Source organism: Saccharopolyspora sp. NPDC045839, assembly GCF_056431645.1.
On record NZ_JBWKKH010000036.1, the window covers coordinates 34,185 to 58,429 of the forward strand.

The 24,245-nt window shown below is 71.2% G+C and carries 21 protein-coding genes and 1 riboswitch; of the genes, 4 read left to right on the forward strand and 17 right to left on the reverse strand.

Annotation, left to right across the window (positions count from 1 at the left end; all coding sequences use genetic code 11):
- Positions 1–317: 317 nt before the first annotated feature.
- The 10 genes from AC07EQ_RS35280 to AC07EQ_RS35325 form a co-directional block, all read right to left on the reverse strand.
- Entirely contained in the window at positions 318–1,130 is an 813-nt protein-coding gene (locus AC07EQ_RS35280) for a MetQ/NlpA family ABC transporter substrate-binding protein (RefSeq protein WP_478392155.1), read from the reverse strand.
- Between the two features lie 78 nt (positions 1,131–1,208).
- Complete coding sequence (locus AC07EQ_RS35285; protein WP_165968414.1) at positions 1,209–1,892, reverse strand: ABC transporter permease subunit; 684 nt, start codon at positions 1,890–1,892, stop codon at positions 1,209–1,211.
- Positions 1,889–2,905 (reverse strand): methionine ABC transporter ATP-binding protein, encoded by a 1,017-nt coding sequence (locus AC07EQ_RS35290; protein WP_132492852.1) that lies wholly within the window; start codon positions 2,903–2,905, stop codon positions 1,889–1,891. The genes AC07EQ_RS35285 and AC07EQ_RS35290 overlap by 4 nt, the downstream gene beginning before the upstream one ends.
- A gap of 244 nt (positions 2,906–3,149) precedes the next feature.
- Positions 3,150–3,237, reverse strand: a riboswitch (SAM riboswitch).
- A 175-nt stretch (positions 3,238–3,412) separates the two neighbouring features.
- The gene (gene rsmA / locus AC07EQ_RS35295; protein ID WP_478392156.1) at positions 3,413–4,282 is read right to left on the reverse strand and encodes a 16S rRNA (adenine(1518)-N(6)/adenine(1519)-N(6))-dimethyltransferase RsmA; all 870 of its coding nucleotides are present in this window, start codon (positions 4,280–4,282) and stop codon (positions 3,413–3,415) included.
- A 135-nt stretch (positions 4,283–4,417) separates the two neighbouring features.
- Positions 4,418–5,914: a transglycosylase family protein gene (locus AC07EQ_RS35300; RefSeq protein ID WP_478392157.1), complete on the reverse strand. Its 1,497-nt coding sequence runs from the start codon at positions 5,912–5,914 to the stop codon at positions 4,418–4,420.
- Positions 5,915–6,500: 586 nt separating this feature from the next.
- Positions 6,501–6,854 (reverse strand): transglycosylase family protein, encoded by a 354-nt coding sequence (locus AC07EQ_RS35305; RefSeq protein WP_478392158.1) that lies wholly within the window; start codon positions 6,852–6,854, stop codon positions 6,501–6,503.
- 181 nt (positions 6,855–7,035) lie between these two features.
- Complete coding sequence (locus AC07EQ_RS35310; protein WP_478392159.1) at positions 7,036–7,875, reverse strand: TatD family hydrolase; 840 nt, start codon at positions 7,873–7,875, stop codon at positions 7,036–7,038.
- Positions 7,876–8,032: 157 nt separating this feature from the next.
- Positions 8,033–9,826 (reverse strand): methionine--tRNA ligase, encoded by a 1,794-nt coding sequence (gene metG / locus AC07EQ_RS35315; RefSeq protein ID WP_478392160.1) that lies wholly within the window; start codon positions 9,824–9,826, stop codon positions 8,033–8,035.
- A gap of 145 nt (positions 9,827–9,971) precedes the next feature.
- Positions 9,972–10,823, reverse strand: a complete 852-nt coding sequence (locus AC07EQ_RS35320) for an esterase/lipase family protein (RefSeq protein ID WP_478392161.1) — start codon at positions 10,821–10,823, stop codon at positions 9,972–9,974.
- Positions 10,824–11,274: 451 nt separating this feature from the next.
- Complete coding sequence (locus AC07EQ_RS35325; RefSeq protein WP_478392162.1) at positions 11,275–12,300, reverse strand: DUF4185 domain-containing protein; 1,026 nt, start codon at positions 12,298–12,300, stop codon at positions 11,275–11,277.
- Positions 12,301–12,508: 208 nt separating this feature from the next.
- Between AC07EQ_RS35325 and AC07EQ_RS35330 the strand changes: the two genes are divergently transcribed.
- Positions 12,509–13,777, forward strand: coding sequence for an aminodeoxychorismate synthase component I (locus AC07EQ_RS35330; RefSeq protein ID WP_478392163.1), 1,269 nt, complete (start codon positions 12,509–12,511; stop codon positions 13,775–13,777).
- Between the two features lie 189 nt (positions 13,778–13,966).
- Here AC07EQ_RS35330 and AC07EQ_RS35335 read toward each other — a convergent pair whose 3' ends face one another.
- Both AC07EQ_RS35335 and rsmI read right to left on the reverse strand, forming a co-directional pair.
- A complete protein-coding gene (locus tag AC07EQ_RS35335) occupies positions 13,967–14,551 on the reverse strand; it encodes a cysteine hydrolase family protein (RefSeq protein ID WP_478392164.1) in 585 nt (194 codons plus the stop codon).
- A gap of 33 nt (positions 14,552–14,584) precedes the next feature.
- On the reverse strand, positions 14,585–15,421 hold the full coding sequence (gene rsmI, locus AC07EQ_RS35340) for a 16S rRNA (cytidine(1402)-2'-O)-methyltransferase (RefSeq protein ID WP_132492870.1): 837 nt from the start codon (positions 15,419–15,421) through the stop codon (positions 14,585–14,587).
- A gap of 83 nt (positions 15,422–15,504) precedes the next feature.
- Between rsmI and AC07EQ_RS35345 the strand changes: the two genes are divergently transcribed.
- Positions 15,505–17,079, forward strand: coding sequence for a dolichyl-phosphate-mannose--protein mannosyltransferase (locus tag AC07EQ_RS35345; RefSeq protein WP_478392165.1), 1,575 nt, complete (start codon positions 15,505–15,507; stop codon positions 17,077–17,079).
- An 83-nt stretch (positions 17,080–17,162) separates the two neighbouring features.
- Here AC07EQ_RS35345 and AC07EQ_RS35350 read toward each other — a convergent pair whose 3' ends face one another.
- Together AC07EQ_RS35350 and AC07EQ_RS35355 are read right to left on the reverse strand one after the other, a co-directional pair.
- Entirely contained in the window at positions 17,163–17,882 is a 720-nt protein-coding gene (locus AC07EQ_RS35350; RefSeq protein WP_478392166.1) for an ABC transporter permease, read from the reverse strand.
- Positions 17,879–18,772, reverse strand: coding sequence for an ABC transporter ATP-binding protein (locus AC07EQ_RS35355; protein ID WP_452637146.1), 894 nt, complete (start codon positions 18,770–18,772; stop codon positions 17,879–17,881). The genes AC07EQ_RS35350 and AC07EQ_RS35355 overlap by 4 nt, the downstream gene beginning before the upstream one ends.
- 140 nt (positions 18,773–18,912) lie before the next feature.
- On the opposite strand from AC07EQ_RS35355, the gene AC07EQ_RS35360 reads away from it, so the two are divergent.
- Together AC07EQ_RS35360 and AC07EQ_RS35365 are read left to right on the forward strand one after the other, a co-directional pair.
- A complete protein-coding gene (locus tag AC07EQ_RS35360; RefSeq protein WP_478392167.1) occupies positions 18,913–20,106 on the forward strand; it encodes a sensor histidine kinase in 1,194 nt (397 codons plus the stop codon).
- Positions 20,103–20,699 carry a response regulator transcription factor gene (locus AC07EQ_RS35365; protein WP_478392168.1) on the forward strand — a complete coding sequence of 199 codons (597 nt, stop codon included), beginning with the start codon at positions 20,103–20,105 and terminating at the stop codon, positions 20,697–20,699. The genes AC07EQ_RS35360 and AC07EQ_RS35365 overlap by 4 nt, the downstream gene beginning before the upstream one ends.
- Positions 20,700–20,944: 245 nt before the next feature.
- Here AC07EQ_RS35365 and lat read toward each other — a convergent pair whose 3' ends face one another.
- The 3 genes from lat to AC07EQ_RS35380 all read right to left on the reverse strand — a co-directional run bounded on the left by lat (position 20,945) and on the right by AC07EQ_RS35380 (position 24,123).
- Positions 20,945–22,312 carry an L-lysine 6-transaminase gene (lat, locus tag AC07EQ_RS35370; RefSeq protein ID WP_478392169.1) on the reverse strand — a complete coding sequence of 456 codons (1,368 nt, stop codon included), beginning with the start codon at positions 22,310–22,312 and terminating at the stop codon, positions 20,945–20,947.
- 173 nt (positions 22,313–22,485) lie between these two features.
- Complete coding sequence (locus AC07EQ_RS35375) at positions 22,486–23,340, reverse strand: spermidine synthase (protein ID WP_478392170.1); 855 nt, start codon at positions 23,338–23,340, stop codon at positions 22,486–22,488.
- Positions 23,341–23,535: 195 nt separating this feature from the next.
- A complete protein-coding gene (locus tag AC07EQ_RS35380) occupies positions 23,536–24,123 on the reverse strand; it encodes a CGNR zinc finger domain-containing protein (protein WP_478392171.1) in 588 nt (195 codons plus the stop codon).
- Between the last annotated feature and the right edge of the window lie 122 nt (positions 24,124–24,245).

Below are 24,245 nucleotides of genomic sequence, written 5' to 3' on the forward strand. Positions count from 1 at the left end.
GTGTAGAGGAAACCCCGCCGCCGACTTCCCTGCGTATAAGAACCTATCCAGCCCACCTTTCGGAGCGGTGCGGGTAGCGGCCCCCCTGCGGGAATTGCGGTCGCCGCCTGGACTCCGGGATCCCCGACTTACGTATGACCCAATACGCGGCATCGGGGCTGTCCTCGCCAGACGACGCCTGAGAACCCGCGGCGGTGCGAGCTGCGCAGGTGGGCTAAGCGGCTACGCCGCTTCAAGAACAAAGCGGGAAAATGCGGTGAAGGGCGCCTCCCCGCGATCAACTCGCAGGGAAGCGCCCTTCAGCGCTGATGCTGGGGTCAGGCCGCCGGGATGACCGCGACGCCGCCGTACTTCTGGTTGATGAAGTCCTTGACCTGCTGGGACCGCAGCAGCTCGGCGAGCTTCTGGATCCGCGGGTCCTTCTCCAGCGCCGGGCTGGTCACCAGGCCGTTGGCGTACGGGTTGTTCTCCGGGCTCTCCACGAGGACCGGGTTCTGCAGGTTCGCCTTGATCGCGTAGTTGCCGTTGACCACCGCGGCGGCGGCGTCATCCACCGAGCGCGGCAGCTGGTCCGGCGACAGGTCCTTGAACTTGATGTTCTTGGGGTTCTCGGCGATCGCCGACTCCAACCGGGTGCCCACCGCGGCGTCCGGCTTGAGCTTGATCAGGCCGCCCTGCTCCAGCAGCTTCAGGCCGCGGAACTGGTTCGCCGGGTCGTTGGACAGCGTGACCGTCGCGCCGTCCTGGACCTCCTGCAGCGACTTGACCTTGTTGGAGTACACCGCGAGCGGCTCCAGGTGCACGGCCTGGATCCAGACGAAGTCGCCGCCGCGCTGCTTGCGGTACTCGTCCAGGTAGGGCTGGTGCTGGAAGTAGTTCGCCTCCAGCTCGCCGTTCGCGACGGCCTCGTTCGGCCGGTTGTAGTCGTCGAACTTGACGATCTCGATGTCGAGCCCGGCCTGCTTCGCCAGGTCGTCCTTGACGTACTGCAGGATCTCGCCGTGCGGCGTCGGGCTGACCGCGACCCGCAGCGGGGCGTTCGGGTCCGAGGAGGCCTGGCCGCCGCCACCCCCGCACGCGGCCAGCACCACGCCGGCCGCGGCCACCAGGGCGGCAAAACGCAAACGCATCAGAGTTCGTCCTTTCTGGACAGTGGTTGGGAGGTCGTCCCAAGCAGGAAGAGGTTCGGGTGGGCGTCGCCCACGAGGTCAGCTCGTCGCGGTCCGGCGCCGGTCGACGAGCTTCGCGGTCCGGTCGGTGATCAGCTGCATCGCGAAGGCCAGCACGCCGAGCACGACCACCGATCCCCACAGGATCCGGTCGTCGTAGCCCTGGTAGCCGTCCTGGATCGCGGTCGTGCCCAGCCCGCCGCCGCCGATCGCGCCGGCCATCGCGGCGTAGCCGACCAGCGCCACGGCGGTGACGCCGACCGCGCCGACCAGCGCGGCCCGGGCCTCGCCGAGCAGCACCGTCCACACGATCCGCAGCTTGCTCGATCCGGTCGTGATCGCAGCCTCGACCACGGTGAAGCTGACCTCGCGCAACGCGTTCTGCGTCAACCGCGCGAAGAACGGGATGGCACCGATGGTCAGCGGCACGATCACCGCGGTGCTGCCGATCGACGTGCCGATCAGCAGCCGGGTGAACGACGCCAGCACCACCAGCAGAACGACGAACGGCACCGAACGCACCACGTCGACGACCACGCCGAGCACCCGGTACAGCACGGGCTTCGGGTTCAGGCCGACCGGCGAGGTCAGGTGCAGCAGCACCCCGAGCGGCAGGCCTCCCAGCACCGCCAGCAGGGTCGACACCAACACCATGTAGAGCGTGTCGATCGTCGCTTCACCAAGAATTCCAAGGACCTCCGACCAGGGGGTCACATCACTCACGCAGCAGCTCCGTCAACGCACACCGGGGCGCGTCGCACATGCGCGTCCCGCTCGACCATCCACTTCAGGGCCGCCTCGGCTCGCTCGCCGGTCAGGCCGACCTTGAACTTCGCCACGGGCGTGTCACCCAGCCTGGTCAACCCGCCGCCCAGGATCGCGAGCTCGACCCCGAACCGGCCGGCGGCCTCCGGCAGCAACGCGCCGACCGCGGCGAATCCGACCAGCACGACCTCGGCGACGACGTCGTGCCGCCCGCCGGGCCGCAGCGAATCGCCCTGGTCGGTGCCGGGCAGCAGCGTGTCGCCCACCCGGCTGCCGGGCTCGGCGACGAGGTCGATGACCTTGCCGTGCTCGACCACCCGGCCGTCCTCCAGCACCGCGACGTCGTCGGCGATCTTGCGCACCACGGCCATGTCGTGGGTGACCACCAGCACGGTGACGCCCAGTTCGGCGCGGGCGCGGTCCAGCACCGTGAGCACCGAGTCGGTGGTGCTCGGGTCGAGCGCCGAGGTCGGCTCGTCGGCCAGCAGCACCGACGGCTTGGCGGCCAGCGCACGCGCCACCGCGATCCGCTGGCGCTGCCCGCCGGAGAGCTGGTCGGGGTAGACGGAGGCCTTGTCGGTCAGGCCCACGAGGTCCAGCAGCTCGCCGACGCGGGTGCGCCGCTGCGGGCCGCTGACACCGGCCGCTTCCAGCGGCAACGCGACGTTGCCCGCGGCGGTGCGCTGGCGCAGCAGCGAATCGCCTTGCGGCACAACGCCGATCTGGCGACGCGCTGCGCGAAGCGCCTTGCCGCCGAGGGAAACGAGGTCGGTGCCGTCGACGCGGATGGCGCCGCCGTCCGGCTTCTCCAGCAGCGCGATGCACCGGGCCAGGGTCGACTTGCCGGCCCCGCTCGGACCGACCACCCCGCACACCGCACCGGCCGAAACCTCCATCGACACGCCGTCGAGGGCGCGGACGGTTCCATTGTTGTGCTGGAAGGACTTGGTCAGGTTCTCGACTGTGATCACGATCGGCTCCACATCAGCTCGCGACGGCCGCGCGCACGACAGGGCGGCAGGCCAAGGAACTTCGGAAAGGGAGGAAGGGCTGGGTCACATCTCGCGACGACAGGCGGTGGTGGTACGACGCCCGTGGTCGATGACGCGACGCTGCGTCAGCAGCCTCCGGATGTGGTTCTGCCGGGATCGGGCCAGCTGAGCTCGGGTCTGACCCGCGGGCGGGCTGGCTAACAGCGCGTTGGAATCCACAACAACTCCATCGGTCCTGGCGTTAGCACCTGCCCATCGGGTGGTTGCTGCGGCGTCGCGGAGCCAGGTCTCTCGGCCGCTCGGGATGGATTTCCCGAATAGTAGAACCCACTGGCGGATTCCAGCGCAAGTTGATAGTCGTCACTTTCCGAAATCGTTTGCCAAATCACACACCCGGACGAGCGGGAATTTTCCTGGCACCCCAGGTGTTCTCGGTGACTCCGAGTAGTGGATCGACCTCGGTTGGCAAGCGCCCGGACGGGTGGTTCAGCGGCCGCTCTCGGTAGCCGCGGCCTCCGCGATGCGCGCGAAGTCGGCGATCTCCAACTGCTCACCGCGAATCGACGGATCCACCCCGGCGGCCCGGAGAACTTCCTCCGCGCGCGCGGCGGACCCGGCCCAGCCGGACAGCGCGGCGCGCAACGTCTTGCGCCGCTGGGCGAACGCCGCGTCCACCACTCGGAATACCTCCGCACGCGGCGCGGTCGACGGCGGTTCGACGCGCTCGAAAGACACCAGCCCGGAGTCCACATTGGGCACCGGCCAGAACACCTTGCGCGGCACCGGACCCGCGCGCCGCACGTCGGCGTACCACGCGGCCTTCGCGCTGGGCACGCCGTAGACCCGGCTGCCCGGCTTGGCGGCCATCCGGTCGGCGACCTCGGACTGCACCATGACCAGGCCGTGCCGCAGGCTCGGCAGTTCGGCCAGCAGGTGCAGCACCACCGGCACGGCGACGTTGTACGGCAGGTTCGCGACCAGCGCGGTCGGCGGCGCCGGGAAGTCCGCGGCGGTCACCCGCAGGGCGTCGGCCTCGATCACGGTGAGCCGGTCGGCCAGCCCCGGGGCGAACTCGGTGGCGGTGCGCGGCAGCCGCGCCGCGAGCACCGGATCGATCTCGACGGCCGTCACGGCACCGGCGGCCGGGAGCAGGGCGAGCGTCAGGGAGCCCAGGCCGGGGCCGACCTCCAGCACGACGTCGTCCGCCGTGACCGACGCCGAGGCCACGATGCGGCGCACCGTGTTCGGGTCGTGCACGAAGTTCTGGCCGAGCTTCTTCGTCGGGCGGATGTCGAGCTCCTCGGCCAACCGGCGCACGTCGGCCGGGCCGAGCAGATTCGCCTGCTGGTCGTCCACACGGAAAAACTACCCGCGCGCCGAAGCCACCGTCCCCGCACCCCGACCAGAGGGTGGGAAGCCCGGTTTCGCCCGGCAAATGCCGGTGAGCGTTTTGGGGTGCCACAGCGCCCCAAAACGCTCACGAGCCATACGTCAGTTCAGGCCGAGCTTGGAGGAGCAGCCCGGCCAGGCTCCGTAGCCGCCGCCGCGGGCCGCGCGGACCTTCTCGGCGACCGCGATCTGCTGCTCGCGGCTGGCCTGGTGCGGGTACGGCGCGTACTGGTCGCCACCGTAGGCGTCCCAGGTGGACTTGTTGAACTGCAGGCCGCCGTAGTAGCCGTTGCCGGTGTTGATCGCCCAGTTGCCGCCGGCCTCGCACTTCGCCAGCTTGTCCCACACCCCGCTGTTCGGCGGCTGCTTCCCGCCGACGCGCACGACCTTGGGCTGCGCTTCCTTGGTGATCTTCTCGCCGACGGCTTCCCGGCCGGTCTCCTCGCCGTTGCGCGTGGTGACCCGGGTGAACACGATCTTCTCGCCGGGCACGCCGGGGAACTCGACCCGCTCCTCGCCCTTGAACATCGTGTTGTCGACGATCTCCTGCACCGGGGGCGCGACCGGCATCGTCACGTTGATGACCGTGCTGCCGGTGCGGTCGATGCGGATCTCGGCGCCGGTGACCAGCCGCTGGTCGCCGCCGGGCGTGATCGTGTCCTCGGGGCCGAGCTCGAGCTTCTGCTCCTTGACCAGCTCGTCGATGTTGACGGCGGTCGTGGTCAGCTGCCGCGGCTCGTTGCCACCGTCGAAGACGGTGATGTTCTTGCTGGTCTTGACGATCAGCTCCAGGCCCTGCTCGGGCACGGCCATGGTGCGGTCGGCGGAAAGCCACGCCCCATCGGCCTGGACGCCGAGCTGGCGCAGCGCCTGGTCCACCGTGACCGAGCGGACCCATTCCTCGCGCGGCTCACCGTCGACGGTCAGCTTCAGCAGCCGCCCGCGGTCGAGGGTGATGGTGTCGCCGTGGCTGACCTTGGCCTGCGGCGAGGGGCTCAGCGCGTCGTGCTGGCCGACGGCGATGCCCTCGTCCTCGAGCACGTCGGCGACGGTGCCCTCGTAGGTGCTGACGGTGCGCTCGTGCCCGTCGACCTCGACGGTCACCGACTTGTCCATCGCGGCGGCCGCGCCGCCGGTGCCGGTGAGGGTGAGCAGCACGCCGGCCACCGCGCCCTTGAGGAAGCGCCGCTTCCAGGTGGCGATCGCGTCGACGACCTCCTGCGGCGGGGTGTCGTCCTCCTCCGCCTCCGGCAACGCGTCCGGGATGACCAGCGGCGGCAGCACCGTGGTCTCGGCGTTGATCAGCCGGATGACCTCGTCGACGTCGATCTCGGCGGTGGCGAGCATGTCCTCGGCGTCCGGGCCGAGAACGTCGTAGATGTCCGCCGGGGTGATCTCGAGCGAGCCCGGCGGGAAGCTCGGGTGGTCCTCGGCCGGGTACCGCTGCGGCTCCGGGCGTTCCAGGAGTCCGACAGCGGTGTGCTGCTCGGCCTGGACCGGGGTGAACCAGTCCGTCGCAGGCTCGAAAGATTCGGCCCAGTAGCCGTCGTCCGACCGGTAGGCATGGCCGGGATAGCTGGGCTCGCCGCGTCCGTTCACAGGGTCGTTACCTCCCGAAGGCGGAAGTCGCGCTCGCGTGCTGCGGAGCGGAGGCGGTGTCGGGCGAGACCCATGTCGTCGCTCAACTCCCTCGCTCCTCGCGTGCACACAACCTTCGTGCTTCGTGTCTGTATCCGACTCCCGCAGCCAAGCGCCGTCCTAGCCGACCGAGAGCTCCGTTGCCCACGGCCCGCTTCCCCGACGTACACCGGCGAGACTTACGGGCGTTCCCCATGACTGGTTGTCATCGGTTACGAGGCCGAGACTCTAGCGTGATCAATGCAGACAGCCAAGGACCCCGATCCGGCTTGTGATCTGCGTTACGCTGACTTGCCGAGCAACCGAGCACGATCAGTAAGCGAGATCGCCCGCATTTGGTCCGTTCGGAGGTACCGCCGGCGCCCTGTTAACTGGGCGACCAGGCTCTTGGGTGACATATCACACGCCCCCGACACCTGCGGTTTCCATGCTCGGCACGCGGTTTCCGGGCCGGAAACCAGGCTCGGCCCGAGCACTCAACGCGCTCGGGCCGAGCCCTCCCTCCCCTCACCCGAGGGATCTGTGCCCCCGCAGCGAGTTGATCACCTCATCGCGGCAGGCCCAGCTTCCGCGCGCACGCGGGCCAGGCGCCGAAGCCGCCGCGTGCCACGCGCAGCGCCTCCGCGATGACGATCTGCTGCTCCCGCGACGCCCGGTGCGGGTACTTGTGGAACCGGTTGCCACCGTGCGCGGCCCAGGTCCGGCGGTTGAACTGCAGGCCGCCGTAGTACCCGTTGCCCGTGTTGGCGGCCCAGTTGCCGCCCGACTCGCACCTCGCGAGCCGGTCCCAGACGCTCCGCGCGGCCGGCGGCGCGCTCGGAGACGCCGCCGCCATCGGCGCCGCACCGCAGACCACGATGCTCGCCACTACCGTCGCCTTCGCGAACAAACCGAACTTCATCGCAATCCTGACTGCCGTGCCTCCGGGTAGGAGGTGCTCCGCCCAGCGGGGCGGAGTTTCGGGGTGCTGGCCCCCATCCCGGCTTCCGAAGTGGACGGTAGGGACGGCGTCGCGGACTGCAAGCGGGCGCGATCCGGCGCCCAGTATCAAAAAACTGCGAGTGAAAGGAGTGCGGGTGGGGTTACGCCTGATCGAGCCGGAACACTCGCTCGGCCGTGGCCGTGGTCGCTACCACGAGTTCTTCAAGCGTCATGCCACGGAGTTCCGCAAGATCCTGAAGGGTGTAATTGACGCAGTACGGCTCGTTCGGGCGTCCGCGGAACGGGTGCGGGGTCAGGAACGGGGCGTCGGTCTCCACCACGAACTGGTCCAGCGGCACCAGCTGCGCGGCCTCCCGGAGCGCCTTGGCGTTGGCGTTGCGGAAGGTCGCCGTCCCGGCGAAGGACAGCACGTAGCCGGCGTCCACGCAGGACCGGGCGAACTCGGCGTCCCCGGAGAAGCAGTGGAACACCACGGTTTCGGGGGCGCCCTCTTCGGACAGGATCCGCAGGATGTCCTGGTGCGCCTCGCGGTCGTGGATCATCAGCGGCTTGCCGACGCGCTTGGCCAGGTCGATGTGCCATCGGAAGGCCGCCTGCTGCGGCTCCGGCGGCGAGTAGTCCCAGTAGTAGTCGAGGCCGGTCTCGCCGACCGCGACCACCCGGGGGTGCGCGACGAGCCGCTCCAGCACCTGCCGGTCGGCGTCGTCGAAGTCCTTCGTCCGGGTGGGGTGCAGGGCCACCGCCGCGAACACCCGGTCGTCCCAAGTGGACGCCTCGACGGCCCACTCGGCGGAGGTGATGTCGTCGGCGACGGTCACCACCCGGCCGACCCCGGCGGCCTGCGCGCGGTCCACCATGGCGCGCACCTCGTCGGGCGTCTTCGCGCCGCAGGCGTCGAGGTGGGTGTGCGCGTCCACCGCCGAGGCGGGCAGCGCCTCCGGCACCGGCGGCAGCTCCCGCTTCCGGTCCCGCTTGCTCATCGCACCCCTCCAACGCAGGCAGCACTCGGGTGGGTCGGCCGCGGTTTCAACTGAAACCGGGGCCGGACCTCGGGTGGGACCCCGGTTGCAATTGAAACCGGGGTTCCACGGGTGAGGGGCACCCGCGGGTTTCACGGGTGCCCCTCGCCTCGGGTGATCAGCTTTCGATCGGGGCCCATTCCGGGCCGGTCTCGCCGAGCTTCGGGTCCAGCTTGGCGAACAGCGGCGTCGGCTTCTGCAGCGGCCGGCCGACCTCGATCTCGGTGGACCGCCACGCCGCCTGCTCGCCGGCGTAGTCGCCCATCAGCACCGGGTACTCGATGCCCGGGTCGTCCAGGTCGGTCACCTCGCGGATCTCCGGCTGGGCCGACCAGACCCCGGTGCCGCCGAGCAGCTCGTGCACCTTCTGCGCCGAGTGCGGCAGGAACGGGGTGAGCAGCGTGTTGGCGTCGGAAACCACCTGCAGCGCCGTGTGCAGCACGGCGTCCCGCCGGTCCGGGTCCTCCTTGAGCTTCCACGGCTCCTGGTCGGACAGGTACTTGTTCGCCGCCGACACGACCCGCATGGCCTCCTGCGAGGCGGCCTTGAAACGGGACCGCTGCAGGTGCCCGCCGACGGTGTCGAAGGCATTGCGGGACAACGCCTTCAGCTCCTCGTCGGCGGCCTGGGGCGCGGTCGGCGCGGGCACCGCGCCGTTGTTCTTCGCGGCCATCGAGATGGACCGGTTGACCAGGTTGCCCCACTCGTTGGCCAGCTCGAAGTTGGTGCGCCGGACGAACTCGTCCCAGGTGAAGTCGGTGTCCTGGTTCTCCGGCCCGGCGACCGAGATGAAGTACCGCAGGGTGTCCGGGCCGAACTCGCGCAGGAAGTCCCGCACGTAGATCACCGTGCCGCGGGAGGTGGAGAACTTCGACCCGCTCATGGTGAGGAACTCGCTGGAGACGATCTCGTCCGGCAGGTTCAGCTCGCCGTACGGACCGACCTCGCCGCCGCGGTCGCCCTGACCGTTGTGGCCCATCAGCAGCGTCGGCCAGATCTGGGCGTGGAAGGTGATGTTGTCCTTGCCCATGAAGTAGTAGCCCTGGGCGGCCGGGTCGGTCCACCACTGCTTCCAGGCGTCCGCGTCACCGGTGCGGCGGGCCCACTCGACGCTGGCCGACAGGTAGCCGATCACCGCGTCGAACCAGACGTAGAACCGCTTCATCGGCTGGTCGCGCCAGCCGTCCAGCGGGATCGGCACGCCCCAGTCCAGGTCCCGGCTGATCGCCCGGGGACGCATGTCGTCGACCAGGTTCTGGGCGAACTTGAGGACGTTGGGCCGCCAGCCGGTGCGCGTGGACAGCCACTTGCCCAGCGACTCGGTGAACGCGGGCAGGTCCAGGAACAGGTGCTCGGTCTCGACGAACTCCGGCTTCTCGCCGTTGATCCGGGACACCGGGTTGATCAGGTCGGCCGGGTCGAGCTGGTTGCCGCAGTTGTCGCACTGGTCGCCGCGCGCGCCGTCGTAGCCGCAGATGGGGCAGGTGCCCTCGATGTAGCGGTCAGGCAGCGTGCGGCCGGTGGACGGGCTGATCGCGCCGGTGGTGGTCTTCGGCAGCACGTAGCCGTTGCGGTACAGCGCGAGGAAGATCTGCTGGACGACCTCGTAGTGGTTGCCCGTGGTGGTGCGGGTGAACAGGTCGTAGGACAGGCCGAGGCCCTGCAGGTCCTCGGCGATCACCCGGTTGTACTTGTCGGCGAGCTGGCGGGTGGTCAGCCCCTCGTTCTCGGCCTGCACCGAGATCGGCGTGCCGTGCTCATCGGTCCCGGACACCATGAGCACCCGGTTGCCGGCCATTCGCTGGTAGCGAGAGAAGACGTCCGAGGGCACACCGAAACCGGAGACGTGGCCGATGTGCCGTGGACCGTTCGCATAGGGCCAGGCCACAGCGGTCAACACAGAGGCACTCATGGTGCTCAGCCTACGGTTCGAGGGGTCGTGACCTCGAACCGGTTCTCGTTAATGGAGGTGTTCCGGGCTCGTCCCGCGCAGCAGTGCCGGTAGCGGTGCGAGTGACGAGGGTGGCGAGGGAGGAAGCGGCCGCCGACGACCGGGTTCAGCACCGCACGGGCTGGGCCCCGGCCGGGTCGAGGGCGTTGAGCACCATGCGCCCGACGTGCGGGTTGAACGCCACCGCGACGTGCTCGGAGAAGTCCTGCGGGCAGACGTCCTGGAGCACGATGTTGGTCGCGTTCGGCGCGTCCAGGTGGCCGCTGGTGTACGGGGTGACCAGCTGGTCGTACTTGGTCATGATCGTCGTGTACTCGATGCCGGGCACTGCGGCGCCGTCCGCGTTGAGCTTCGTCATGAACTCGGAGTCCTTGAAGAACTGGCGGCACGAACCGCACAGCACGTCCGGGACCTGGCCGACGACCGGCAGCTCCTCGGCCAGCCGGTCCAGCAGCTCCGAGGTGTTCTGCAGCGTGGTGCCGTCGTAGAGCGGCGTGATCGCGACGTAGCGCTGCACCTTCTCGGCACCGCCCAGGAACTTCAGGTAGTACTGCGGCATCACGGTGCCCTCGGAGTGGCCGACCAGGTCGACCTTCCCGGCGCTGGTGGCGGCCAGCACCCGGTCGACGAAGTCGGCGAGCTCGGGCGCGCTCTCCTCCATCGGCGCGAATCCGCCGGTGATCTGCGGTACCCCGGGCGGGAGGCCGTAGGTCAGGGCGAAGGCGCAGTAGCCCTGGTCGGCCAGCACCGGCCCCAGGTACGCCCAGTTCGTGGTGGCGGCACCGCCGAGGCCGTGCACCAGGACCACCGGCGTCGGGTGTTCGGCGCTGGGCCGGCAGCTCCAGTCGTTCACGCCGGACGGCGCGGCGACCGCGTCGGGCTGGGCCGTCGCGGGCGTCGCGGCGGCGGTGACCGCGAGCAGGGCCGCGACGGCGGCCAGGACACCTCTGATGCGCATCTTCAACCTCGCCTCGTCGTGCGGCTTTCCGATGCACAACGGGCTCGGAACCAGGAAGTGACGCGGCCGACCGCAACATCATCCCGACGGCCCAGCCGCCAAGAGAACGCGCGACTTCAAGACCCGTGCGCACCTTGTGCTGCTACAGAGGCTGTTTTGGATGTGGCGGCGCGGGGTCGTGGTAGGTCGGCTGGTGGCTTCGATGCGGTGAGGTGAACGGCCTGTTCACCTCACCTACCGAGGCGAACAGGCCGTTCACTCCACACCAGCCCACGCCCACCAACACCAGACGACCGCAGCGAACGGACCGTTCACCTCACCTACCGAGGCGAACAGGCCGTTGACTCCACACCAGCCAACGACGACTCACCACTGTGCCAACGGGTTCACAACAGTCTCTATAGCGACAAGAAGTGCGCACGGGTTCTGCGTTGCTCGATGAGGCGCCGGATCACGCCAGGTCGGCGCGGAAGAAATCGACGTTGTACGGGCCCCACTGGGTCAGGGTGAAGTAGATCGCCGGCCGGTCCGCGGCCCACGGGTGCAGGAAGCCGCCGTAGAGCCCCGGGCAGTCGGCGCCGGACACCACGACCTCGCCGCCGGTCCACGGACCGGTCAGCTCCGGCGCCGTGCGCAGCACGATCGCCGCGCGCCGCTCGTCGAGGTGCACCGCGAACCACCGGTCGAAGTGCCGGTTGTACTGCACCGACAGCTCGGCGACCGGCGCGGGCAGCACGGGCGCGGCGGCGAGCGGGTCGTCGCCCCAGCCGGTGCCGGTCCAGTACTCGTAGGCCGCCGGGTCGAGCAGGTCGCCGGCGCCGACGCGAGCGAGGTGCCCGGCGCCGAACCGGCCGCTCGGGGTGCCGAGCAGGTGGGCGCGGCCGTCCAGGACGCCGGCGAAACCGATCATCTGGAACGGGTGACCGCCGGGGTCGCGGCGCCGGAACCGGCTCAGCCAGGGCTGCCGCGAGTTCCGCCACACCGCCGTCTCCGACTTCGTCCAGGTCGCCCCGCCGTCGTCGGAGTACGCGAGCGCGCCGTAGTTCGTGTGCCACACGCCCGGCATCCCCCACCGCCGCACGGACATGTAGTGCAGGTAGTTGCGGCCGCCGATGGCGATCCCCGCGGTCGGGATCACGGTGTGCTCGCGCACCCCGGTCCGGTCCCCGGGCAGCGCCTGACCGGCCATGCCGTCCTCGCGCGACAGGACCGAGTCGAACTTCAGGCCCGCGTCCAGATCGGTGTTGGTGGACCGCGCGATCACGTTGTACCGCCAGTCGGCGCTCTTGGGGCCCGCGCCGTGCCCGCCCCAACCATCGCCGTAGGTGTCGCCGAACGCCGCGAGCACGCCTCCCCGGCCGTCGTCCCACATGATCCCGAGGTCCGTCGCGCGGATGCCGAACCGGCTGGCCGTGCTGTTGCAGGAGTCCTCGCCGGTGATCCTCGTGATCCTGGTCGCACCGATCACACGCACCATGCGGACACCGTACGCACGGCGGACACGTCGCGTGGGAAAGGCGTTCGCGCAGGTAGCCGCGGTGAGCTCGCGGCGCTGCCCGGCGGCCCGGGATCCTGGCCGGGGCATGACCTCGACCACTCCCCGAGCCGCGCCCACCTGATTGACCAGTGCAAACAGCGGTAACCGGGGCTGTGGTCCCGGCTCGGTGCGCGGTCATACTGTCGGCGTGCCGGTCTTCACCCGTCCGATTGACGGCGAGGCGAGCGCAGCCCAGGTGCTGCGGCGCCTCGCGGCCCGCGCTCGCCGCCGCGGGCTGCCGCCGCCGGCCGCGCTGACCGGCGACTGGTTCGGCGGCTCCGCCGTCCTCGCCCCGTCGGTGCGGATCGACGCCACCACACCGGACCGGGCCTTCACCACCACCGACACGCCGACGTGCCAGGCCCGACCCGGCCCGGTCGGCGGCGGCTGGATCGGCTACCTCGGCTACGGCCTCACCGACCCGGGCCGGCACGCCGAACCCCGCCGGCTGCCCCTCGCCGCGTGGGGCTGGGCCGATCACGTGCTGCGGCTCGACCCGGACGGGCAGTGGTGGTTCGAGGCGCTCGGCGCCCCAGAACCGGGCCTGGTCGCGGAGCTCGCCGAGGTGGTCGCCGGAGGCGATCCGCCGCAGGCCGCCTGGGAGGCGGGGCCGGTCGGCAGACCGGACGCCGACCGGCACGGCAAAGCCGTGCGCGGATGCGTGGAGGAGATCGCCGGAGGCGAGATCTTCCAGGCGAACATCTGCAGCCGGTTCGCGGTGCCGTTCCGGGGCGATCCGCTGGAGGTGTTCGCCGCCGGCAGCGCGCGGTTGCAGCCCGCGCGGGCGGCTTACGTGGCCGGGTCGTGGGGCGCGGTCGCGTCGTTCTCGCCCGAGCTGTTCCTGGCCCGGCACGGCAGGGTGGTGCGCTCCAGCCCGATCAAGGGCACGCTGCCGCGGCGGGGACCGCAGGACGACCGCAACGCCGAACTGCTCCGCGCGTCCACAAAGGACGTTGCGGAGAACGTGATGATCGTGGACATGGCGCGCAACGACCTCGGGCGGGTCGCCGAGGTCGGGCGCGTGACGGTGCCCCGGCTGCTGGACGTGCAGCCGCACCCCGGCGTGTGGCACCTGGTGTCGGACGTGCGGGCGGAAATCCCTGCTGAGCTGCCGAATTCGGCGCTGCTGTCGGCGGCGTTCCCGCCCGCGTCGGTGACCGGCGCGCCGAAGGCGCGGGCGCTGGAGCTGATCGCGGAGCTGGAGTCGCAGCCGCGCGACGTCTACTGCGGCGCGGTCGGCATGGTCTCGCCCGTCGCGGGCATGGAGCTCAACGTCGCCATCCGCACCCTGGAATTCGCCGACGGCGTGCTGCACCTGGGCGTCGGCGGCGGGATCACGGCGGACTCCGACCCGGACCGGGAATGGCAGGAAGTGCTCACCAAGGCCGCCCCGGTCCTGTCCCTGCTGGACCGCTAGCCGCAGGCCGTCTTGAGCGCTACGGGTCAGGCATGTGGCGCGGGCGGCCTTCTGGCTTCGGAGAGCCCAAGCCGCGCGGGGCGGGGCGCCGTTTTCGCGCGAAACCGTCACCCCGCAGGCGTGGCGAGCGCCGTTTTCGCGCGAAAACGGCGCGCAGAACAACCCCGGACGAAGCCGCGCCCGGGCGCGTCAGCCGAGGAGGGCCAGGCCCTCTTCGGCGGTCAGGCCGCCCGCCGTTGCCAGGTCGAGGTTCGCCAGGGACGCGGCGTGCACCGCTTCGTCGGCCGCCGCCACGCAGTCGCGCACCACGTGCACGGTGAAGCCGAGATCGGTGCCGTGCCGGGCCGTCTGCTCGACCGTCAGGTTCGTGGCCACGCCGGTGATCAGCAGGGTGTCGATGCCCTGCTCGTGCAGCCACGGCACGAGGTCGTTGCCCGCCAGGCCGGAGAGCCGCTGGTTGTCCACCACCCGGGCGCCCGAGTCCGCCATCGCCGCGATCAGCCCGGAGCCCGGCGCGTCCGGCCGGAACGCCTCCTGCGCATCGCCGACGGCGCGCATGAACGCCGTGTTGCGCACCAATCCGCCCTCCCCGACGGGCACCGTGAACCGGGTCAACACCAGCTCGGCCCCGGCCTCGCCGGCCGCCCGGTGGAACCGCGCGGCGCGCTCGACCACGCCGCTGCGGGCCACCGGTTCGGCCAGCATCCCGCCGAAGAATCCCTCGGGCTCGATCACGTTGACCTGCCAATGCAGGCCCAGCACCGCACATCGCATCATTCGATCTTGCCCGAGAACCCGGCCGGGTCTCTACCGCCGGGCGGCGAGGACCGCGTCGTACAGCTCCTTCTTCCGCACGCCCGCGAGCTCCGCGACCTCCGCAACCGCGTCCTTCAGCCGCACGCCTTCGGCGGCGCGCTCCTCCACCTGCGCCACCAGCTCCGCCGGGTCGGTGGACGCCGGCGGCTCGGCTCCGCCGAGCACCACCGTGATCTCGCCGCGCACGCCTTCGGCGGCCCAGGCGGCGAGCTCCGCGAGGCTGTCGCGGCGGATCTCCTCGTAGGTCTTGGTCAGCTCGCGGCAGACCGCCGCTCGCCGCGACCCGCCGAGCACCTCGACGGCGTCGGCCAGGGTGTCGGCGAGCCGGTGCGGCGCCTCGAAGAACACGCAGGTGCGTTCCTCGGCGAGCAGCCGGCCGAGCCAGCGGCGGCGTTCGCCCTGCTTGCGGGGCGGGAACCCCTCGAAGCAGAACCGGTCCGACGGCAGCCCGGACACCGCGAGCGCGGTGGTCACCGCGGACGGTCCTGGCAGGCAGGTCACCGGCAGTTGTTCGGCGACGCAGGCCGCCACCAGCCGGTACCCGGGGTCGGACACGCTGGGCATCCCGGCGTCGGTGACCAGCAGCACCGTGCGGCCCTCGCGCAGGGCGTCCAGCAGCATCGGCGCCCGCGCCGCTTCCACGCCCTCGTAGTAGCTGACCACCTTGCCGCCGGGCGTGACGCCCAGCGCGCTGGCGAGCGCGCGCACCCGCCTGGTGTCTTCCGCGGCGATGACGTCGGCCGAGCCGAGCGCGTCGATGAGGCGCGCCGAAGCGTCGCGGGCGTCGCCGAGCGGAGTGGCGGCGAGCAGGAGCGTGCCGGAGTCCATAACCGCACAGCGTATTTCCGCGGGCACGCCGCCCGGGGCGGCGGGCCACCGACTTCGCGGCTGGTCTCCTACGATCGGGGGCTGTGAGCGTCCTCGTCCCCAATCCCGGTGGCCGCAGCGCCGACGAACTCGTCAACGTCGGCCGCAGGCCACCGGCCCGGCAGCCGGGCGAGACCGATCCGCGTCCGCTGCTCGACGTGACGATGCCCACCGACCGGCTGCGCGGCTGGCTGGTGACGATCGCGGTCACGGTCGTCGCGGGCCTCGTGCGGCTGTGGGATCTCGGGCGCGCCACCAACGAGGGCACCCCGGTCTTCGACGAGAAGCACTACGTGCCGCAGGCGTGGCAGATGCTGCGCAACGGCGGTTACGAGGACAACCCCGGCTACGAGCTGGTCGCGCATCCGCCGGTCGGCAAGCAGCTGATCGCGATCGGCGAGTGGCTGTTCGGCTACAACCCGTGGGGCTGGCGGATCATGGCCGCGCTCTGCGGCACGGTGATGGTGCTGCTCGTCGTGCGCATCGCGCGCCGCATGACCCGGTCCACGCTGCTCGGCGCGGTGGCCGGCGTGCTGCTGATCTGCGACGGGCTCAGCCACGTGCAGTCCCGGGTCGGGATGCTCGACGTGTTCCAGGCGATGTTCCTGCTCGCCGCGTTCGCCTGCCTGCTGGCCGACCGCGACCAGGTGCGCAGCCGGATGTGGCAGGTGTGCGTCGAGGGCCGGCTGGACCCGAGCGGCTGGGGCCCGCGGCTGGGGTTCCGCTGGTGGCGGTTCGGCACCGGGCTGATGCTCGGGCTGGCCTGCGGCGTGAAGTGGAACGCCATCTACTACATCATGGCGTTCGGCCTGCTCAGCGTCGTCTGGGATGCGCTGGCGCGGCGCGCGGCGGGGGTTCGGCGGCCGTGGCGGGCGGCGCTGGTGCGCGACACCGCCCCGGCGCTGTGGTCGCTGGTGGCGATCCCGCTGCTGGTCTACTTCGCGACCTGGGCGGGCTGGTTCGCCAGCGAGACGGCGACGGACCGGCACGCCGTGATCACCGCCGACGACGTCGGCTTCGGGTCACTGCCCGACGCGCTGCGGTCAATGCTGTACTACCAGCTCAACGTGCTGGACTTCCACACCCACCTGGTCACGCCGAAGAACCCGCACCCGTGGGAGTCGAAGCCGTGGGCGTGGCCGATGGGCATGCGCCCGATGCTCTACTACTACGAGTCGGGGATCACGGGCTGCGGCCGGTCCAACTGCGTCGGGGCGACGATGCTGATCGGCACGCCGGCGATGTGGTGGCTGGCGCTGCCCGTCGCGGGCTGGGCGGTCTGGCGGGCGACCAGCAGGATGGACTGGCGCTACGCCGCGGTCCTGGTCGGCTACGGGGCGGGCTACCTGCCGTGGTTCACCAACCTGGACCGGCAGATGTACTTCTTCTACGCGACGCCGCTGGCCCCGTTCCTGGTGCTGGGCATCGTGCTGGTGCTGGGCGAGGTGCTGGGCACGGCGCGCGACCACCTGGAGCGGCGCCAGACGGGGCTGCTCGCGGTGTCGCTGTACGTGGGGCTCGTGGTGGCGAACTTCGTGTGGCTGTGGCCGATCCTCAACGGCGAGCCGATCACCCAGGAGCACTGGCAGGCCGAGCTCTGGCTCCCCTCCTGGCGCTGAGCGCAGCTACCAGGCCGTGAGCGTTTTGTGCTGCCATAGCGACACAAAACACTCACGGCCCGCGACCAGTGGAAACGTCACCTTCAGGCGCGCGGTTCCCAGCGGAACCAGGCGCGGGCCAGCAGGCCCAGCACCGCGGTCCAGGCCACCAGCACGCCCAGCGCCGGAAGCCCGCCCAGCAGGTCCACCCCGGACATCGCGCGGTGCACCAGGTCCCCGAAGGCCCCGCCGGGCAGCAGCACCACGGCCGGCGAGCTGCTCAGCGACGCCCACACCGCGCTGCCGAGCAGCGCGATGAGCCACGGCATCGTGGTGATCTGCGCCTGCTCCGCGGTGGACGTCCGGCCGCTCGTCGCCGCCCCAGCCGCGACGGCGAGCGCCACTCCCGGGATCATCGCGAGCACCAGCGCGACCGGGCTCGCCGGCAGCGGCGCGCCCAGGCCCACCGAAATCCCGAACAGCACGATCATCTGGCCGAACCCGAGCAGGACCGCCGGGCTCAGCAGCCCGGTCAGGATCGTCGCGGCCGACTGCTCGCTGCTGCGCAGCCGCTTCAGGTACAGGTCCTCGCGGCGGCTGGTCAGCGCGGTGGTCACCGTGAAGTAGACGGTGAGGCCCTGCACCGCCAGCAGCTGCGTGGTCAGCGTCGCGGACCAGACCTGCAGGTCGGCGCTGTCCGGCACGCTGGTGCCCAGGAGCAGGCCGAGCAGCAGCGGCATCAGGGTCGCGCTGAGCGCCACGGTCTTGTTGCGCATCAGCAGCTTCCACTCGGCGCTGCTCAATGCGAGCACGGCTGTGCTCATGGGACGGCCACCTCCTGGCGGACGGATTGGAAGATGTCTTCGAGCGACGCCTGGTGCGCGCGCAGGCCCGCGAGGTCCAGGCGTCCGTCGGCCCAGGACAGCAGCGCGTGCAGGTCGCGCTGCAGGGCCGGGGTCCGGACCTCCACGCGGGTGCCCGTCCACGTCGCCGTCCCGGCCAGCGGCGGGAGCTCGACGCGGTCGCCGGGGTCGAAGCTGATCCGCGCCTGCTGGGAGGCCAGCACGTCGACCAGCCTGCCGGACACCGCGATGCGGCCCTGGTGCATGATCGCCAGCCGGTGCGCCAGCCGTTCGGCCTCCTCCAGGTAGTGCGTGGTCAGCAGCACCGTGGTGCCCCGCGCGAGGCGGGCGCGCACCATTTCCCAGGTGGCGCGGCGGGATTCCGGGTCCATGCCGGTGGTCGGCTCGTCCAGGAACAGCAGGTCCGGATCGCCGAGCAGGGCGAGCGCGAGGTCCAGCCGGCGGCGCTCGCCGCCGGAGAGCTGCTTCACCCGCGTCGCGCGCCGGGCCGCCAGCCCCACCGCCGCCAGCGATTCGTCCACATCGGACTTGCGGGAGGTCAGCGCGGCGCCGAGCCGGGCGGTTTCGAGGACCGTCAGATCGCCGGCGAAACCGCCCTCCTGCAACATGATCCCGGTCCGGCGGCGCACCGAGCGATCCCGCCGGGGGTCCTGGCCGAAGACCCGCACCGCGCCCGCGGTGGGCGCCCGGTGCCCCTCGATGGTCTCCAGCGTCGTCGTCTTGCCCGCCCCGTTGGTGCCGAGCAGCGCGAACAGCTCACCGGAGTGCACGTCGAAGTCGATCCCGCGGACCGCCTCGAAATCGCCGTAGCGGCAACGCAGTCCGTTGACGCTGATCACTGGTGTCGTCATGCCATCAAGGTTCGCCGGATCGCATTCGCGCCGGTAGAGCGTTCCGTCAGCCGCGATCGCGAGTCCTGTCAGGGAAATTGATGACTGATGTCATGCCGGAATCGGCGAGCGGGGCGGGACGGATGCAGGATGCTGGACCGGTGAGCGAACCCGACCCCGCCCAGTTCGACCCGCGCCGCATAGTGCGACTGCGCCGCTACACGTGGTGGTCGCTCGTACCGCTGATGCCGATGTACGCGTTGTTCCCGGTGCTCAACCTCGTGACCGGCGCGCGGGAGGGCTTCTACGGCACGCCCGAGATCGTCGTCCTGGCGTTGGCCCTGGTCGTGATCGCGGTGGACGGCACGATCCTGTCGATCAGCCTGATGCGCGGTCTCGGCCAGGGCACGTCGCGTCCGGTCCTGCACGTCGCGATCTTCGTGCTCGCCCTCGCCGCCATGGCGTACGCGCTGAGCAAGGACGGCGGCGGGCTGATCTGGTCGGTGCTGGTCGGCGGGCTCGCCGCGGCGCACATCGCGGCCGGCCCGCACCGGTTCCGGTGGCAGCTGGCCGTCGCGGCCACATTGCTGATCAGCACCGTCGCCGGGCTCGCGGCCCTGCCGCGACTGCCGCACCCGATGCTCGCCGTCGTCACCGCCGTCCCCGCCGTGGTCGCCGTGGCCGCGGTGATCTCGCTGGTCTTCGCCGCCGTCTGGTTCTGGGACATCGTGCTGGAGCTGGACCGGGCGCGCACCGTCAGCGCCGAGCTCGCCGTCGCCAAGGAACGCCTCCGGTTCGCCGCCGATCTGCACGACATCCAGGGCCACCACCTGCAGGCGATCGCCTTGAAGGCGGAGCTGGCCGAGCGCCTGGTCGGCGCCGACGACGACCGGGCGCGCGCCCAGGCCGCCGAGGTGGCCGAGCTCGCGCGGACCGCGCTGAAGGACACCCGCGAGGTCGTGCAGGGCTACCGGCGCAGCAACCTGATCACGGAACTCGACAACGCGCGCGAAATCCTGGAGGCCGCCGGCGTCCGGACCACGGTGCGCGGTGACTCGGCGATGGTTCCGCCGCCGCTGCAACCGCTCTTCGGCGCGTTGGTGCGCGAAGGCACCACCAACATCCTGCGGCATTCGCGCGCCGAGAACTGCGAGCTCGTCATCGCCGTCGACGGCCCGCGCACGCAGGTCGTGCTGTGCAACGACCGCCCGAACCCGCCGAACGGCGACGCCGGGTCCGGCATCGACGGGCTGCGCCAGCGGTTCGGCACACTGGGCGGGCGGGTCGACGCGATCCGGATGGCGGACCGGTTCGAGCTGCGCGGTTCCGCCGACGAACCCGGGAGGACTTCGTGATCCGTGTGGTGCTGGCCGACGACGAGGACCTGATCCGGGGCGCGCTCGCCGCGCTGCTCGACCTGGAGCCGGACCTGCAAGTAGTCGCCCAGTGCAGCAACGGGGCGGAAGCGCTCCGGGCGGTCCGCGAGCACGCGCCGGACATCGCGGTCTTCGACCTGGAGATGCCGGAGCTCGACGGCGTGCAGGCCACGCAGCGCCTCGACGGGCAGCTCCCGATCGTGCTGGTCACCCGGCACGCCCGCCCCGGGGTGCTGAAGCGGGCGCTCGCCGCGGGCATCCGCGGCTTCGTGCCCAAGACCACGCCCGCATCCCGGCTGGCCGTGATCCTGCGCGACGTGCACGCCGGCGCCCGCTACATCGACCCGGAGATCGCGGCCAGCGCGCTGACCGGCGGCGCCTGCCCGCTCACCGACCGGGAACTCGAACTGCTCGGGCACACCCTGCAGGGCGGCACGATCGCCACCATCGCGGCGGCGGTGCACCTGGCGCCCGGCACGGTCCGCAACTACCTGTCGGCGGCGATGACCAAGCTCGGCGTCGCCACCCGGCACGAAGCGGCCCGCCGCGCCTGGGAGGAAGGCTGGATCTGAGGTCGGGATGACGCCGGTTTCGCGCGAAACCGGCGCCCGGCGTGAGGGGCGGGTGACGGTTTCGCGCGAAAACGGCGCCCGGCACGCGTGGGGAACGGCGATTTCGCGCGAAATCTCCACTCGGCACGCGTTGGCATGGGCGATTTCGCGCGAAATCGCCCATGCCCAGGCACGGCAGCGCGGAGCAGGGGAAGCCGCGAGCGGTCACCCCCGGCCGGGAACGACCGCTCGCGGGTCCCGCCCCCTCAGGCCAGGTCGGCCAGGGTCTTTCGGAGCGCGGCCACCGCGTCGACGATCTCTTCCGGCCGGACCGAGAGCGGCGGACGGCAGCGCAGCGCGTCCGGACCCGACGGCAGGAACAGCGTGCGATAGCTGTCGCGGGCGATCGTCAGCGCGCGGTCGCGCTTGGCCGGGTCGCGGAAGGTGATCGCGCACATCAGGCCGCGGCCGCGCGGGTCGCGGATCACCGACGGGAATTCCGCCGCCAGGTCGCGGAGCTCGCCCAGCAGCAGCTCGCCCATCTGCCTGCTGTGCTCGAACAGGCCCTCGCGCTCGACGACCTCCAGGATCCTGGTCGCGCGGACCATGTCGACCAGCGAACCGCCCCAGGTGGAGCTGATCCTGCTGGCCTCGCGGAAGGCGTTGTCGTCGACCTCCAGCACGCGGCGCCCGCCCATCACCCCGCACACCTGCAGGCGCTTGCCGAACGCGACCAGGTCCGGCTCCAGCCCGAGCGCCTCGTGCGCCCAGGCCCGCCCGGTCAGCGCGCCGGTCTGCACCTCGTCGGCGACGGTGAGGACGTCGTGCTCCCGGCAGAGCTCCTGCACCGCGTGCAGGAACTGCGGCCGCAGGTGCCGGTCGCCGCCCTCGCCCTGGATCGGCTCGTACACGAAGCACGCGATCTCGTTGCCGTACCGGCGCAGCGCGGCGCGGGCGGCGTCGAGCGCGATCGTCTCCTCCGGCAGCAGCTCGGCGCTGTCCCACCGCTCGCCCGGCTCGATCGCGGGGCTGGGGATGCGCGGCCAGTCGAACATCGGGTAGTCGCGGATCTTCGACGGATCGGTGTTGGTCAGCGAGAGCGTGTAGCCGCTGCGGCCGTGGAAGGCCCGCTCCAGGTGCAGCACGCGGCTGCCGCGCACCGCGATCCCGTTGCGCGCGTTGACCTTGGTCTTCCAGTCGAAAGCGACCTTCAGCGCGTTCTCCACCGCGAGGGTGCCGCCGTCGATGAAGAACAGCAGCGGCAGCTCGGGGACGCCGACCACGCGGCGGAAGGTCTCGGCGAAACGGGCCTGTTCGGCGGTGGCGAAGTCCGGGTTGGACGGCTTGACGCGTCCGACGCGCACCAGGTCCGCCTCGAACTCGGACGTGCGCAGGCCGGGGTGGCCGTGCCCGAGCGGCGCGGAGCTGAAGAACATCGTCATGTCGAGGTACTCGGTGCCGTCGCGGGCGTCGCGGAGCCGGCACCCGTCGCCGGCGTCGAGGTCCACGACGATGTCCATCAGGTCGCCGGTGACGTGCGCTTTCAGCGCCGCGACGACGTCGGTCGCCGCGTCTCGCTGGCTCGGGACTTCGGTCGGTACGACGTCGCGAACGGTCTCGTGCTGAGCGGTCATGTTCGGCCTCCCGGCGCCGTGTGGTGCGGTGTCGAGCATCACTTGTCAAGAAGAATTACATCAGGATTCCGCAGATAAGCAACATCTTTCAGTAAAGACTGCGCTTCGGAGAAAGATTTTCTTTCGCTGCGGCATGCGTGGGCCGCGCACCACTGCTGGGTGAACTCGAACGGTCAGGCGAGGCGGGAGCCGGACCACCAGCCGCGAACGGGCGGCACCGGGTCGAGCAGCGGATCGGCCTCGGTCAGCGGCGCGGCGGTTCCGCACACGTCGGCCAGCCGTTCCGGCGTCAAGCAGTAGACCCGTTCCGGCGCCGAGACCGCCCAGTCGGCCAGTTCCGCCACCGGGAGGCGGCGCGTCGAAGCGACGACGACGACGTTGCCGGACTGACGCCGCGCCAGCACGCGGGGATGGGCGAAGACCAGCACGTGCGGGAACACCTCGCAGGCCGCGGCGATCGCGCGCAGGGCGAAACCGAGTTCGGCGGCATCCCACAAGTTCGCCGCGAACAACCCGCCGGGCCGCAGCACCCGGGAGACCTCGCTGAAGAACTCGACGGTGGCCAGCCCGGTGACGACGTCCCCGCCTTGGAAGGCGTCGAGCACCACGAGGTCGGCACTGTCGTCCAGCGCACCTTCGACACCGGCCCGGCCGTCCCGCACCTGGACCTCCAGGCCCGGCACTTCGTCGAGGCCGAGGTGCTCGCGCACCAGCTCGACCAGCTTCCCGTCGAGCTCGAACACGAGTTGCTCCGAGCCGGGCCGCGTCGCGGCGAGATAGCGGGGCAACGCGAAACCACCGCCGCCCACGAACAGCGCCGACACGGCACCCGGCGGCCAGTGCCGGTCCATCGCCTGGGCGATCCAGTCCGTGTAGGGCATCTTCAAGTGGGCCGGATCATCGAGATCCACATAGGACTGGGAGACGCCGTCGACGGAAACGGTCCACCCGCGGGCCCGGAGGCGATCGGGGATCAGCTCGGCGACGCCGAACCGGACGGCCGCCGCAACCCGTTCGCGCGTCCCCACGGAAGCCTCCCCTCGGCTGAACCCGCCGGCCGGAAGCAGCACCTCGATCCTAGCCCCGCCGCGACGACACCCGGCGCCATCGAGCCCGGGATGCGACGGCGGGGCGGCCGCTCAGCGCACGCGCCGGACCTGGACGCCAAGTACCTGGTGGCCAGCGGCGAGGAGGCGCTGCGGCCCCCGCAGCGAGACGGCTCCTCAAGCGCCGTCGGCGCGGCGGCGGGCTCGGTAGGTCCGGGTCTTGATGCGGTTCCCGCAGCCCGCCGTGGCGCACCACCTGCTGTTGCGGGCCTTGGCACCGTCGTAGAACACGATGCGGCAGTCGGGCGCCGAGCACATCTTGACCCGGCACCAGGAACCTTCGGCCTCGGCGATCACGATCGCCGAGGCGATGTCCGCCAGCGCCCCGCGCACGCCGTCCTCGGCGGCCCGCAGCCGGACCGCGCCGGTCTCGTCGAGGCGGGGTCGCAGCGGGAAGTCGAGCGCGGCCGACAGGTCCGGCCCGTCACCCCGGACGGCAACGCCGGGCTGGTGGGAGGCGGCGATCTCGCGGATCGCCGAGCGCAGGGCCAAAGCCCGCGCGAAGTCCTTCTGGGAGCACGCGTCCACGGCGAAGCCGCGGTCCCGCAGCCAGTCGGCGAGGTCGCCGGCGGTGCCGAGGAACTCCTGCGGGGCGAACCGGCCGAAGTCCCGCTGGTCGACGGTGTTCGCGAAGTCCACCGCGAGGGCGACCTCGGCCGGAGCGCCGCGGTGGACGGACCAGTCCTCGAACGCATGCGTGCTCACGGCATCCCTCCATTCCCGCTGGTCGGTCGATCCTAGCCGCCGGGCCTCCCCCGCAGAGGCGCCCGTCGCGGCGCGCACCTGTGCGATGGACAGCCCTAATTCGTGTGCACTAGTGTAACCTT